Here is a 12,355-nt window from a genome sequence, read left to right on the forward strand (position 1 = left end):
CGCGCCGGTTTTGCACACGGGGCGCACCTCCATGCCGTTCAGGGGCCGGCCTTGCCGGAGAGGCATCGTGCCGGCCCGGGAGCATTCCGGGGGCCATGGCTGGCGATGCGGCAGGGGCCGCGCCCGGTTCATGCTTGAACCCGGCAGGAAGTCAGGAAATAACCGCAAATTGTATCATCCGGGCGCATTCCTTGCGCACCCGGATGGCGCGGCACTGGTGGGTATTTGGCGGACCCGCCATCAAGCCAGCGGCGGCAGCACCGGATAGCCCGAAAACGCCATGCTGAAACCCTCCGCACGTGCGGCCAGCCGCACCTGGGCGCCCACCGGCAGCGTCAGCTTGCGCGCGCAATGGCCGAAGGGCAGGCCGGTCAGCACCGGCACCGGCAGCTGCTCGCGCAGGTAGGCCACCACGGCCTCCATGTCGTAGCCGTTGTCGTAGTCGGTGACGCGGTAGTTGGAAAAGTCGCCCAGCACGATGGCGCGCTGGGCGCCGAGCACGCCGGCCTGCTGCAACTGCACCAGCATGCGTTCGACCCGGTATGGCGGCTCGTTGATGTCTTCGAGGAACAGCACCCCGCCCTCCACCTGCGGCATGAAGGGCGTGCCCAGCAGGCTGCACAGCATCGCCAGGTTGCCGCCCCACAACGTGCCTGCCACGGTGCCGGAGAACGGCTGTCCGCCCGACTGTGGCGCGATCACGTCGACGCTGTAGGCGGGATCGCGCAGGATGCCTTCGAAGTGCTGCCACATATACGGATCGACCGCGTCGGCGCCAAAGTCCGCCAGCAGCATCGGTCCGGCAAAGGTTACACCGCCGGTTGCCGCCAGGTAGGCGAGCTGGAACGCGGTGAAATCGCTGTGGCCGACGATGGGCGTGCCGCGGCTGCGCGCCTGCTCCGCGATGCGGGAAAAGTCCACCTGCGCCAGCAAACGGGCGATGCCGTAGCCACCCCGCACCGCCAGCGTCAGCTCGTGCGGCACGCCGGTGCCGATGGCGTGCAGGTCGGCAAGCCGCTCCGCGTCGGTGCCGCCGAAGCGCAGGTAGCGCCGGGCCAGCACGTCGGGGTTGGTCATGTGGTAGCCATGGTGCTTGAGCCAGGCACAGCCGCGCGCGGCGACGGCCACGTCGTGCGGGTACCCGGACGAGGCGATCAGTCGGACTTCGGTATGCGGCGGCCTGCTGTTCGGCGTACTCATGCTGCGGTATCGGTGTTGGTGTCGTTGTTCTTGCCGGAATCGATTGCGGCCGCGTTGGTGCGCGCTGCTTTCTGCGCCTTGCGCCGGGCGCCGAAGAAATCCTTCAGCATCTGCCCGCAGGTATCGGCCAGTACCCCGCCGGTGATCGTGGTCTGGTGGTTGAGCTGCGCCTGCGCGAACAGGTTGACCACGCTGCCGGCGGCGCCGGTCTTGGGATCGCTCGCGCCAAACACCACGTGGCGCAGCCGCGCATGCAGGATCGCGCCGCTGCACATCGCGCACGGTTCCAGCGTTACGTACAGCTCGCACTCGGGCATGCGGTAGTTGCCGATCACCTGCGCGGCGGCGCGCAGCGCCTGCATTTCGGCATGCGCCGACGGGTCGACCGAGCGGATCGGCAGGTTATGGCCGCGCGCGATGATGGTGTCGTTCCAGACCACCACCGCACCCACCGGCACTTCACCGGCGGCCTCGGCCAGGCGCGCTTCTTCGAGCGCGGCGCGCATGTAATGCGCGTCGCGCGCGGCGGCCTCGGCAGGATCGTCCGGCAGCGCGCGCGGGGCGTGCAATGGCAATGGCGCTAATGGCGGTAGGGGCGGCGTGTCTGGCATCGCCCTCGCTCAGTCCTGCGCCGGCAGTACGACCGGTGCGCTGACTTCGGCCCAGCAGTTGGGCGTTTCAAACAGCACCAGCCTGGTGAGCTGCAGGTGGTGGCCGAAGCAGTCCTTGAACACGGGCGCCAGGATGTCGAAGGCGACCTGGGCCAGGTTCTCCACCGTCGGGATCGCGTCCAGCACCACGGTCTTGTGCCCTTCCATCGATTGCAGGAAGTTCAGCAGCGCGGTGTCGCCCCGGTAGATCAGGAAGGCGTGGTCCCACTTGTTGACCAGGTGCTCGTTGGCGAGCGCCTTGATATCGCCGAAGTCCAGGATCATGCCGTCATCCGAGGCGCCCTCGCGGTGCAGCACCTCGCCCGACAGCGTCAGGTCGAGCCGGTAGCGGTGGCCGTGGATGTTGCGGCACTGGCCGCAATGGTTCGGGATGCGGTGGCCGGAGTCGAACTCCAGCCGGCGGGTGATGGAAACTTGTTTGCTCATGGGTAGCGGCGCCCTGCCGCCTGCGTTGGTGCGGACGCCGCGTGTGCGTCCGAAGCCTGTATTGTGTACGTTTTGCCGTCTGTTGGGCGAAACTCGCCGCGCTTAGCGGATGCCCAGCAGCTTGTGCGTCTGCAGCGACAGCCGCCAGCGCGGATGGCGCTGGCAGAAGTCCACAGCGGCGGCGGTATTTTCCCTCTGCAGCGGGCCGTCCATGGGTTGCACCAGGAAATGGCGGAAATCAAGCTGCTCGTATGCGGCGAAGTCCTGGCCGGCCTGCGGGATCACCACCTTGAGTTCGTCGCCGCGCTTGACCACCAGCTCCGCGCCCATCTTGGGGCTGACGCAGACCCAGTCGATACCCGGCGGCACGGCGATGGTGCCGTTGGTCTCGATCGCGATCTCGAAGCCCTGCGCATGCAACGCGTCGATCAGCGGCGCATCGAGCTGCAGCAGCGGTTCGCCGCCGGTGCACACCACCAGCGGCTTGCCGCCCATGCCCTGCGGCCATTCCGACGCCACCACCGCGGCCAGTTCCTGCGCCGTGCGGTATTTGCCGCCGCGCGTGCCATCGGTGCCGACGAAATCCGTGTCGCAGAACTGGCACACCGCGGTGGCGCGATCCTCCTCACGGCCGGTCCACAGGTTGCAGCCGGCAAAGCGGCAGAACACCGCGGCGCGGCCGGCGTTGGCGCCTTCGCCCTGCAGCGTATAGAAGATTTCCTTGACGGCGTAAGTCATGCGTGGGGTCTCTCTCGGACCAGCAAAGGATGATCGGCAGCCGCTGGCTGGCCGGGGTTCGTTTAATGGTTGGGCAGGGCCGGAGTGCCGGGCTTTGCGTCTGGATGCGGGGATCGAATGGATTCGACGATCGTATCGACGGGGCGGCATCGGGGGCGGCGCGCACGGACCGGGTCTGTGCAAGGCTCCGGGCGCTGCCGGAGGGGCCGTCCTGGCCTGTCGCAGGCTGCGTCCGGGATGGTTCCGGACGTGCCGTAAGTATACCAGAGGGCTCAGGGTTTCCGCTTGGCCGCCACGGGCGACCGCTCCCCGTCCGCAGGCAGGTTAGCCACCAGGAAATCCAGGAAGCAGCCGATCCGCGCCGCCAGCTGGGTGTTGAGGTAGTACACCGCGTGGATCGATTGCCGCACCTCGACCGTGTGGTCCACCAGTACCTGCACCAGGTCGCCCGCGCGGCGATCGGCCTCGGTCATGAAATCCGCCAGGCACACCAGCCCCTGGCCGGCCAGCGCCAGGTGGCGCAGCGTCTCGCCGCTTGAAGCGGCCAGGTGCGGCCGGATCGGCAATTCCGAGCCCTCTTCGGTGCGCAAGGGCCAGCGATTCAGGCCTTCGGGCTGCGTAAAGCCCAGCAGCGAATGCTGCGCCAGGTCGGCGACGCTGCGCGGCCGGCCGCGCGCCTTCAGGTAGGCGGGACTGGCCAGCACGCGCAGCCGCGAAGTGCCGAGCGCGCGCGCATGCAGGGTGGAATCGCGCAGCGTGCCGATGCGGATGGCGACGTCGGTGCGGTGCTCGATGAGGTCGATGATCTGGTCGTTGGTATTCAGCTCCAGCTCGATGTCGGGGTAAAGCCGCCGGAACTCGCCAACCAGCGGCACCACGGCGTGCAGCATGAAGGGCGACGCGGCATTGACGCGCAGCTTGCCGGCCGGGCGCTGGCGCCGCAGCGCCATCTGCTCCTCGGCCAGGTCGGCGGCCGACAGGATGCCGCGCGCGTGCGCCAGCATCGCGGCGCCCTCTTCCGTCAGCTCCAGCCGGCGCGTGGTCCGGCGCAGCAACGTGGTTTCGAGCTTGTCCTCAAGCCGGCTCAGGGCGCGGCTGATGCCGGACACGGTCTGGCCGAGCTGTTCGGCGGCGGCCGTGATCGAGCCGGTATCGACCACGGCGACAAAGGCGGCAAGTTCTTCGAGCGTCAGCTTCATCCTTGAATTCTAGTCAAATATCTTCTGCAGATCACCCGCTTATTCTGCAAAAACATCCGAGGCACACTCCGCTCATCCCTGTTTCCCTCATTCGCCAAAGCGGAGGCTTCCATGCCCATTGCCTTGTTCGCGCTGACCATCAGCGCCTTTGCCATCGGCACGACCGAGTTCGTGATCGTTGGCCTGATCCCCACCATTGCCGCCGACCTCCATGTCTCGCTGCCGTCCGCGGGCCTGCTGGTCAGCCTGTACGCGCTCGGCGTCGCCATTGGCGCGCCCGTGCTGACCGCGCTGACCGGGCGGCTGCCGCGCAAGCTGCTGTTGCTGTCGCTGATGGCGCTGTTCACGCTTGGCAACCTGCTGGCGTGGAAGGCGCCCGGCTATGAATCGCTGGTGCTGGCGCGCGTGCTCACCGGCCTGGCGCACGGCGTGTTCTTCTCGATCGGCTCGACCATCGCCACCGGCCTGGTGCCGCGCGAGAAGGCGGCCAGCGCCATCGCCATCATGTTCACCGGCCTGACCGTGGCGCTGGTGACCGGCGTGCCGCTGGGTACCTTTATCGGCCAGCATTTCGGCTGGCGCGAGACCTTCCTGGCGGTGTCGGCGCTCGGCGCGGTGGCCTTTGTCGGCAGCCTGCTGTTCGTGCCGCGCAACATCGCGCATACAGCCCCGGCCTCGCTGCTGCAGCAGGCCCGCGTACTGGCCGAGCCGCGCCTGCTGCTGGTCTACGCCAAGACCGCGATCGGCTACGGCGGCTCGTTCATCCCGTTCACCTTCCTCGCCCCGATCCTGCAGGACGTGTCGGGCTTTGACGCCGGCGCGGTGAGCCTGGTGATGCTGGTGTATGGGGTGTCGGTCGCCGCCGGCAATATCTGGGGCGGCCGCCTGGCCGACCGCCACGGCCCGATCCCGGCGCTGAAGCTGGTGTTCCTGCTGCTCGCCGTGGTGCTGTTCGTGCTGACCTTCACCGCGCCGCATCGCTGGCTGGTGGTGGCGACCGTGCTGGCGTGGGGTGCCGTGGCCTTCGGCAATGTGCCGGGCCTGCAGGTCTATGTGGTCAAGCAGGCCGAGCGCTTTACGCCTGACGCCGTGGACGTCGCCTCGGGCCTGAATATCGCCGCCTTCAACCTCGGCATTGCCGGCGCGGCCTGGGCCGGTGGCCTGATCGTGACGCACCTGGGCCTGATGCAGACCCCGTGGATCGGCGCACTGGTGGTGCTGGTGGCGCTGGCCCTGACCGAACTGAGCGGGCGCCTGGACCGCGCCGCGGGCTTCGATGCCCGCAGCGGCGGCATGCCGGCCGGTGCCGCGATGCACTGATCCGCCCCCTGAACTGGATCTCTCCCGGACACACCCCTGCAAGCCAAGGAGCACACTATGCAGATTCCATCCATCGGCCTCGGCACTTTCCGACTCAAGGGCCAGCAGGTCATCGATTCCGTGCGCGCCGGCCTGGAACTGGGCTACCGCCATATCGACACCGCGCAGATCTATGACAACGAGGCCGATGTGGGCCAGGCCATCGCTGACAGCGGCGTGCCGCGCAAGGCGTTGTTCATCACCACCAAGATCTGGACGGAGGCGTTCGGCCGCGACAAGCTGCGCACCAGCCTCGAAACCAGCCTGGAAAAGCTGCAGATGGACCAGGTCGACCTTACGCTGATCCACTGGCCTTCGCCCGGCGACGCGATTCCGGTGCAGGCATACATGGAGGCGCTGGCGGAAGCGCGCGCCGCGGGGCTGACGCGTGCCATCGGCGTGTCTAACTTCACTATCGCGCACCTGCGGCAGGCCATCGATGCGGTCGGCGCCGGCCAGATCGCCACGCAGCAGATCGAGATGCACCCGTTCCTGCAGAACCGCAACCTGGCCGACTTCACGCGCTCGCAGGGCATCCACATCACCGCCTACATGCCGCTGGCCTATGGCAAGGTGATGCAAGACCCGGTGCTGCAGCGGATTGCGCAGGCACACGATGCTTCGCCCGCACAGGTGGCGCTGGCGTGGCTGCTGCAGCAGGGCTATGCGGTGATTCCGTCGTCGACGAAGCGCGCTAACCTGGAGAGCAACCTGGCGGCGGGGCCGCTGCGCCTGACTGAAGAAGAGATGGCGGCGATCGCGGGGCTGGACCGTGGAGAGCGGCTGGCTAATCCGGACTTTGCGCCGCAGTGGGACTGAATTTCATTGCGATGGCCTGAAATGGAGCACAGGCCGGTCCCCTTCCCGCTAGCGGGAAAGGTTAGGGTGAGAGCCAGAGCATCGCGGCCTTACACCGCTTATCGCGAGGCACGCGCCTGCCCTCTCCCCCCGCCCCTCTGCCGCGCGCGGGAGAGGGGAGCAACCCGGCGGCTTCGCTTCGTCACTGCGGCGGCGCTGAACACAACCACAGGCCGGTCCCGTCTCCCGCGTGCGGGAGAGGGTTAGGGAGAGGGCCGGAGCGTCGCGACCCTACGCCCCTTATCGCGAGGCACCGCGCCTGGCCTAGGCTCCGGCCAGGTCTGAACGTTCTCTTACTTCAATCCGAGATAGTCGCGCTTGCCGATCTGCACGCCCTTATGGCGCAAGATGTCGTACGCCGTGGTCACATGGAAATAAAAATTCGGCAGCGCAAACCCCAGCAGGTATGACTTGGCGTCGAACGTCATCGGCCCCTGCCGCAGCTTCAGCTAGATCACGCGCTGCTCGCTGCCTTCAAGCTGCGCCGGTGTGATCTGCTCCAGGAACACGATGGTGCGGGCGATGCGGTCCTGCAGTTCGGCAAAGGTGGTTTCGGTATCGGCGAACGACGGCACCTCGATGCCGGCAAGCCGCGCGCCGCAGCCCTTGGCGGCATCGCTGGCGCGCTGCACCTGGGCCGGCAGTGCGTCCATGTCGGCAATCAGGCGGGTCTGGATCAGGTCTGCGGGATCCATCCCTTGCGCCTGGGCGTGGGCCGCACCCTTGTCAAGGATGGCGGCCAGGTTGCCGAGCGCGCGGATAAACAAGGGGATCGATACGTCGTACATCGAGAGCGCCATGGGGTCTCCTGTGCAGGTCTTGGCTGGAATTATCGTTGTGGTCGGGGGCCGTCGGGCGGCACCGCTGCCGCGAGCATAGACCGGATCCGCATTTGCTGCCGGACTACGGCAGCGGCGCAGGCATGAATGGGTCGCCCAGATGCCCAGGACGACCGCGGGCGACACCGGCCGCACCGCCAGGGCCGCGCGCATGGCGGGCGTCACGCTCCATGCATCCACCAGCGCCAGCCCCAGGCCCTGCTGCACAAAAGCGCATGCCGTGAGACCGGGGAATGCACCTCGATGGCGGGCCCGCCGCTGTCGCGCCAAAGAAGCCGGCCAGCGCACGGCCCAGCGGCGTGTCGGGCGGATAGCCGATCCACATGCGGCAGGCCGGCCCGGCAAACCGCCGGGCGCGTGCTGGCGCCGGAGGAATAAGAACGGCACAAGTGTGGCGCACCCCCTGGGCGGCAACCTGATTTAACATATCCGGCCATCGCCCCGGTATCAGGCGGCCTCGCCGCCGCGCCCGACATGAACGCGCCGTTCCCCCTTCGCACGGAATGCCCGCCCGGCGCCTGCATCTGCGGACGCGAAGCGCTGCTCAGTGACCCCAACGCGGACCTGCGCGTGCTGCGGCTTACCCGCGTCGAGGAAAAGCGGCTGGTCGAGCGGCTCGAAAGCCTGACCAGCCTGGAGGAGTTGCGCCGCATGGAAAGCCTGATGCAGGCGCAACTCGGCATCGTGCTGACCATCACGCCCAGTGCGCGCGGCGTGCGCACCGTTCGCGGCATCAATATCCAGGTGCAGGAGCAGCCCGGGCTGTGCCGCAAGATTCGCCAGTCCATCCCCGCCGCCATCCGCCGCAGCATGGAGCAGCATCCCGAGATCGCCTACGCGATCGTCGACGCGCATGACCTGCTGGGCGGAATCTGAAGCCTCAGGAGAGAGCTCGCATGCCCCTGAAACGCCTGCTTTGTTCCGCTGCCCTGGCCGCCGCCACGCTCGTCTGCCACGCCGAGGAGTCCAGGACCTGGCGATTTACCGCCACGGAACTGGCTGCGGCGCTCGAGGGCAAAATGGCATCGCAGGTGCGCGGCGAATCCATGCAGACCTTGTTTTCTTCCGCCTATGGGCAGGCCTACATCGTGGGCATTGCCACCAGACCCAAGGCCGGTTGTGGTGCACTCGCACTGGCGTCCTGGCCCATGAATTGAGCGACCGGGTCTATACCTATCTCTCCGAACTGCCCGACGCCCGCCTGCGCGGCAATGCCGCGCCGTTGGTCAGCGAAGCCCTGCAGAAGGCATTTCCTTGCCGGGGCGGTGAAACACGCCGTTGATTCGGCCGCGCCGACAGTTGCTCGGCTAGTTGATCAGGCGTTCTCGTTGACAAGCCACAGCGCGTAGTCGCGCACATCCGCCGGCCATGCCGCCATCCGCTGCGCGAAACCTGCCAGGTCGCCCGCGAACAGGGCACGCGTCGCCTCTTCAAAGCCCGGGAAATCCCCCGCCATCGCCGCAATGAAGTGGTATGCACGCTCGCTGGCGCGGCGGCTGCTGTCCTTGTCCGCATTATCGCGGCGCGCCTGCTCGACCAGTTTGCGCAACGCCACGGACGCGCCACCCGGCTGGGCCGACAGCCACTCCCAATGGCGCGGCAGCAGCGTCACCTCGCGCGACACCACGCCAAGCCTGGGGCGACCGCGACCGCGGCGTTCAGGCGCGTCAGTAGCGTCTGTTTCGCCGTCGGCGGGCGCGGCGGCCTCGGGCAATTGCGCCACGCGTTCTGCGGTGCGGGCGAGTACCGCATTGTCGGTTCCGCTCGTATCGAGGTCGATGGTGCGGCCGGTGCTGTCGCTGAAGACAAGGACCGGGTCTTGCGCACCGCTTTCGAGCGCGTGCTTGAGCGCCAGGGCATTGGCTTGTAAGGAACCGGTTGCAATGCGGCGATGGCCCTCGAAGGTGGTGAAGGTGCTGGCTTTTTGGGTAGCTGCTCCGCTCATGGCTGTCTGTGCTTGAAAACGATGGCCGAATAATACCCGGGTTAAAAACAAGAAATCAATATCACCCTGGTAAAATTACGGCCAGAGCTACCCACCGGTAGCGCCCGTGCCTGGGTGTCGGTTGCTGGTGCTCAAGCCATGAACCGAACCTGTCTCGACACTGCCCGCCTCCTCACACAAATTGCGCCGTTCGTTTTCGTTGACGAGACATTTGCGCTCAAGGGAGGCACGGCAATCAATCTGTTCGTGCGCGATATGCCGCGTTTGTCGGTGGACCTCGACCTTGTGTTTGCCGAAGCTCCTGGTGCGGCGCGCAGCGATCGAGGTCAAGATCGAGGTCAATTTCGTTATCCGGGGAACAGTACACCCTGCGCGCGCAGCCAGCCTGACACCGCTGGCGCGCGACACGCTGCTGACGGATCTGGAGATCCCTGTCGTGTCGCTGGAGGACGTGTATGGCGGCAAGCTCGTGGCCGCCATGGATCGACAGCACCCTCGCGACCTCTTTGACGTCATGCCTTTGTTTCTGCATGAAGGGATCACACCGGGAATCCGACGTGCGTTTGTGATGTATCTCGCCAGCCACAACCGACTGTGCACGAAGTGTTGTTTCCCGCCATGCGCGACATCCGGCTGGAATTCCTTCACAACTTCAACGGCATGACTGCGGAACCGGTCGGCCTCGATACGTTGCTGGCCACGCGGCATCGGATGGTGCAGGAACTGCAATCCGGACTGGATGTGGATGAACGGAAATTCTTGCTTTCGCTGGTCGCAGGAAGCCCCGATTGGGCCGCGCTCAATGTCGCCCACGCAGAGAATCTCCCTGCACTCCGATGGAAACTACACAACCTTGAACAACTGGCGCGCAAGAGCCCCAGGAAATTTTTTGAACAGAGGCAAGCCCTGGCCCAACGACTGTAATCAGGGTTATGACCCCTTCTGCACGACCGCCTCCGCGGTGCCAGACGTGCCGCGCCGCCCACCATCGACCAGCTCGCCCTCAAAAGCCTCCCACAGCGTATCCCGCCGTTGCAGCGCCTTGATCACAGCCGGCCGGCGCAGTTGCGCGACCGCCGAAACCAGTGCGTTGCACAGGAAGAAGGCCGCCGTGTACGAATCGAACGGCGATGCATTGGCGGTGCGCACCAGCAGGTGGTGGTCCGACAGCGGGACTAGCGGCGCGGCCGGGCTGTCGCAGATCGCCACGACCCGTGCGCCGCGCTCGCGGAATACGCGGGCGATGCTGACCGGCGCACTGGAATAGCGGCGGATGCTGAAGGCGAGCAGCACATCGTCGGGCTCGGCCCAGAGCATGGCGTCCGTGGCGGTCACCGCGCCGACGCCGAGTTCCTGCACCCGCGGGCGGCACATGTTCAGATGCAGCGCCAGCCATGCGCCCACAGGCGCGCTGTTTTTCTGGGCCAGCACAAAGAGCCGTCCGCGCGGCTCGGCCAATAGCCTTGCTATCGCCTCGAATGCAGCGACATCCATCGATTCATGCGTGGCCGCCAGGTTGTGCTGGTCATGCCGCAGCGCATCGTCAAGGCAGGCGCGCAGCGTGCGCTTGCTGCCGATGACGGCCGGCGCCCGCTGTCCCGCGGTCGGCAGCAGCGCCGTCACGCTGGCACGTGCCTCGCGCTGAGCATCGGCATAGCTGGCATAGCCCAGCTTGGCGAACAGCCGCACCACCGTCGAGGCGCTGGTGCCGTGCTGAGCCGCCAGTGCGGTGGCGGATTCCAGCAGCACATGGGGGTAGCCGCGGCTCAGCGTATCGGCCAGTCCGCGCTCCCGGACAGTGAGCGCGGCCGCTTCGCGTGCCAGACGCTCGAGCAAGGTGGCTCCCTGCGCAACCTCCTGTCGGTCTTTCATGGTGTTGACACCTCGCAATGCGTATTGCAAGATCATACCATCTTTGCAATATTCCATTCACCTCAGGGCAGGAAGCGTTAAATGACGGATAGTGAGACCCTTGCGCAGGCAGTGGACGGAGCCATCGGATGGCTGAACGGACAGCAGGCCGCAATGCAGCAGCTGCTGCAGCGCATTGTCGATATCGACAGCGGCAGCCAGCAGGAAGCCGGCGTAACCGCGGTGGCAGACATCCTGCGCGCGCGCCTGGAGGCCGCGGGCATCCCGGTCACGCTGCATACGGTGCCGGGCTACGGTGTCTGCCTGGACGCGCAAGTCCGCGGCGCCAGTGATGGTGCGCCGATCCTGCTGATGGGCCATATGGACACGGTGTTTCCCGCCGGCACAGCGGCGCGGCGGCCTTTTCGCGTGGCGGACGGGCGCGCTTATGGGCCGGGCGTGGCCGACATGAAATCCGGTCTGGTGATGAATGTCTTCGTCGCGGAAGCCCTGGCGCGCTGCGGCGGCAATGCCTTGCCGGTGCGACTGTTCTTTTCCTGCGACGAAGAAATCGGCTCGCCCGCCACCCGCGAGCGGATCATGGACGTCGCGCGCGGCGCGCGGGCCGTGTTCAACGCCGAACCCGGCCGCGTCAGTGGCAACCTGGTTACCGGGCGCAAAGGGTCGATGGTGGTCGAGTTCGAGGTTGAGGGTGTGGCGGCGCACGCGGGCATCAACCACGCGCATGGCGCCAGTGCCATTGAGGCGCTCGCGCGGAAGATCCTGGCGTTGCATGCGCTGACGGATGCCGCGCGCGGCATCACCACCAATGTCGGCTGCGTGAAGGGTGGCATCGTGCCCAATATGGTGGCGCCGCATGCCGAGGCCCAGATCGACCTGCGCTTTACCGCCGACACCGATGTCGATGCGCTGTATGAGCAAGTGCGCGCCATCGTCGAGGCCGAATCGCTGCCACGCACCCGCGGACGGATCACCGCCATGCGCCGCACCATGCCGATGGCCCAGACCCCCGAGCCGCTGCTTGCGCTGTACCAGCGCGGCGCGCAGCGGCTGGGCTTTTCGGTCGAAGGCGAGTTCACTGGGGGCGCCGCCGACAGCGGGCTCACCGCCTCGGTGGGCACCCCCACGCTGTGTGGCACCGGCCCGGTTGGCGGCCATGCGCACACCGAGCGCGAGTACTGCGAACTCTCCACCTTTGTGCCCCGAGCGCAGGCGTTGGCGCTCGCCATCCTGGAGTTGCGCTGAGTC

13 protein-coding genes and 2 pseudogenes are annotated in these 12,355 nt (G+C 66.9%); 7 read left to right on the forward strand and 8 right to left on the reverse strand.

The annotated features are described in order from the left end of the window. Positions 1 to 240 precede the first annotated feature (240 nt). From ldcA to AB1I47_RS02625, 5 genes are all read right to left on the reverse strand, one after another. Entirely contained in the window at positions 241 to 1,200 is a 960-nt protein-coding gene (gene ldcA / locus AB1I47_RS02605; protein ID WP_354682223.1) for a muramoyltetrapeptide carboxypeptidase, read from the reverse strand. Then, positions 1,197 to 1,811: a tRNA adenosine(34) deaminase TadA gene (tadA, locus tag AB1I47_RS02610; protein WP_354682224.1), complete on the reverse strand. Its 615-nt coding sequence runs from the start codon at positions 1,809 to 1,811 to the stop codon at positions 1,197 to 1,199. Before tadA ends, ldcA begins: the two co-directional genes overlap by 4 nt. Positions 1,812 to 1,820: 9 nt before the next feature. After that, positions 1,821 to 2,297 (reverse strand): 6-pyruvoyl trahydropterin synthase family protein, encoded by a 477-nt coding sequence (locus tag AB1I47_RS02615; RefSeq protein WP_354682225.1) that lies wholly within the window; start codon positions 2,295 to 2,297, stop codon positions 1,821 to 1,823. A 102-nt stretch (positions 2,298 to 2,399) separates the two neighbouring features. Further along, positions 2,400 to 3,035 (reverse strand): 7-carboxy-7-deazaguanine synthase, encoded by a 636-nt coding sequence (gene queE / locus AB1I47_RS02620; RefSeq protein ID WP_354682226.1) that lies wholly within the window; start codon positions 3,033 to 3,035, stop codon positions 2,400 to 2,402. A gap of 272 nt (positions 3,036 to 3,307) precedes the next feature. Beyond that, positions 3,308 to 4,234, reverse strand: a complete 927-nt coding sequence (locus AB1I47_RS02625; protein WP_354682227.1) for a LysR family transcriptional regulator — start codon at positions 4,232 to 4,234, stop codon at positions 3,308 to 3,310. Between the two features lie 111 nt (positions 4,235 to 4,345). Between AB1I47_RS02625 and AB1I47_RS02630 the strand changes: the two genes are divergently transcribed. Both AB1I47_RS02630 and dkgB read left to right on the forward strand, forming a co-directional pair. Further along, a complete protein-coding gene (locus tag AB1I47_RS02630) occupies positions 4,346 to 5,554 on the forward strand; it encodes an MFS transporter (RefSeq protein WP_354682228.1) in 1,209 nt (402 codons plus the stop codon). 57 nt (positions 5,555 to 5,611) lie between these two features. Next, complete coding sequence (gene dkgB / locus AB1I47_RS02635) at positions 5,612 to 6,412, forward strand: 2,5-didehydrogluconate reductase DkgB (RefSeq protein ID WP_354682229.1); 801 nt, start codon at positions 5,612 to 5,614, stop codon at positions 6,410 to 6,412. Between the two features lie 332 nt (positions 6,413 to 6,744). On the opposite strand, the pseudogene AB1I47_RS02640 reads toward dkgB, so the two are convergent. Further along, positions 6,745 to 7,251: pseudogene (locus AB1I47_RS02640) on the reverse strand (DUF1993 domain-containing protein). Positions 7,252 to 7,764: 513 nt separating this feature from the next. On the opposite strand from AB1I47_RS02640, the gene AB1I47_RS02645 reads away from it, so the two are divergent. Genes AB1I47_RS02645 through AB1I47_RS02655 form a run of 3 tightly spaced genes read left to right on the forward strand, consistent with a single transcriptional unit; the run spans position 7,765 to position 8,572 of the window. Next, complete coding sequence (locus tag AB1I47_RS02645; RefSeq protein ID WP_354682230.1) at positions 7,765 to 8,166, forward strand: hypothetical protein; 402 nt, start codon at positions 7,765 to 7,767, stop codon at positions 8,164 to 8,166. 20 nt (positions 8,167 to 8,186) lie between these two features. Then, positions 8,187 to 8,447 (forward strand): hypothetical protein, encoded by a 261-nt coding sequence (locus AB1I47_RS02650; RefSeq protein ID WP_354682231.1) that lies wholly within the window; start codon positions 8,187 to 8,189, stop codon positions 8,445 to 8,447. Further along, positions 8,444 to 8,572, forward strand: coding sequence for a Rap1a/Tai family immunity protein (locus AB1I47_RS02655; RefSeq protein ID WP_354682232.1), 129 nt, complete (start codon positions 8,444 to 8,446; stop codon positions 8,570 to 8,572). Before AB1I47_RS02650 ends, AB1I47_RS02655 begins: the two co-directional genes overlap by 4 nt. Before the next feature lie 33 nt (positions 8,573 to 8,605). On the opposite strand, the gene AB1I47_RS02660 is transcribed toward AB1I47_RS02655, so the two are convergent. After that, entirely contained in the window at positions 8,606 to 9,235 is a 630-nt protein-coding gene (locus AB1I47_RS02660; protein ID WP_354682378.1) for a DUF2239 family protein, read from the reverse strand. Positions 9,236 to 9,373: 138 nt separating this feature from the next. On the opposite strand from AB1I47_RS02660, the pseudogene AB1I47_RS02665 reads away from it, so the two are divergent. Next, positions 9,374 to 10,159 (forward strand): annotated as a pseudogene (locus tag AB1I47_RS02665) (nucleotidyl transferase AbiEii/AbiGii toxin family protein). Positions 10,160 to 10,165: 6 nt separating this feature from the next. On the opposite strand, the gene AB1I47_RS02670 reads toward AB1I47_RS02665, so the two are convergent. Then, a complete protein-coding gene (locus AB1I47_RS02670) occupies positions 10,166 to 11,107 on the reverse strand; it encodes a MurR/RpiR family transcriptional regulator (RefSeq protein WP_354682233.1) in 942 nt (313 codons plus the stop codon). An 81-nt stretch (positions 11,108 to 11,188) separates the two neighbouring features. Between AB1I47_RS02670 and AB1I47_RS02675 the strand changes: the two genes are divergently transcribed. After that, on the forward strand, positions 11,189 to 12,352 hold the full coding sequence (locus AB1I47_RS02675; RefSeq protein WP_354682234.1) for a M20 family metallopeptidase: 1,164 nt from the start codon (positions 11,189 to 11,191) through the stop codon (positions 12,350 to 12,352). The last annotated feature ends 3 nt before the right edge of the window (positions 12,353 to 12,355 follow it).

Origin of the sequence: Cupriavidus necator, assembly GCF_040578825.1 — a bacterium.
Classification (GTDB): domain Bacteria; phylum Pseudomonadota; class Gammaproteobacteria; order Burkholderiales; family Burkholderiaceae; genus Cupriavidus; species Cupriavidus necator_E.

Excerpts from the sequence above, each read along its gene's own strand:
- queE (WP_354682226.1), bottom strand. The coding sequence starts at position 3,035 with ATGACTTACGCCGTCAAGGAAATCTTCTATACGCTGCAGGGCGAAGGC.
- AB1I47_RS02670 (WP_354682233.1), bottom strand. The coding sequence starts at position 11,107 with ATGAAAGACCGACAGGAGGTTGCGCAGGGAGCCACCTTGCTCGAGCGT.
- dkgB (WP_354682229.1), top strand. The coding sequence starts at position 5,612 with ATGCAGATTCCATCCATCGGCCTCGGCACTTTCCGACTCAAGGGCCAG.
- AB1I47_RS02625 (WP_354682227.1), bottom strand. The coding sequence starts at position 4,234 with ATGAAGCTGACGCTCGAAGAACTTGCCGCCTTTGTCGCCGTGGTCGAT.
- AB1I47_RS02660 (WP_354682378.1), bottom strand. The coding sequence starts at position 9,235 with ATGAGCGGAGCAGCTACCCAAAAAGCCAGCACCTTCACCACCTTCGAG.
- ldcA (WP_354682223.1), bottom strand. The coding sequence starts at position 1,200 with ATGAGTACGCCGAACAGCAGGCCGCCGCATACCGAAGTCCGACTGATC.
- AB1I47_RS02645 (WP_354682230.1), top strand. The coding sequence starts at position 7,765 with ATGAACGCGCCGTTCCCCCTTCGCACGGAATGCCCGCCCGGCGCCTGC.
- AB1I47_RS02615 (WP_354682225.1), bottom strand. The coding sequence starts at position 2,297 with ATGAGCAAACAAGTTTCCATCACCCGCCGGCTGGAGTTCGACTCCGGC.
- tadA (WP_354682224.1), bottom strand. The coding sequence starts at position 1,811 with ATGCCAGACACGCCGCCCCTACCGCCATTAGCGCCATTGCCATTGCAC.
- AB1I47_RS02630 (WP_354682228.1), top strand. The coding sequence starts at position 4,346 with ATGCCCATTGCCTTGTTCGCGCTGACCATCAGCGCCTTTGCCATCGGC.
- AB1I47_RS02650 (WP_354682231.1), top strand. The coding sequence starts at position 8,187 with ATGCCCCTGAAACGCCTGCTTTGTTCCGCTGCCCTGGCCGCCGCCACG.
- AB1I47_RS02675 (WP_354682234.1), top strand. The coding sequence starts at position 11,189 with ATGACGGATAGTGAGACCCTTGCGCAGGCAGTGGACGGAGCCATCGGA.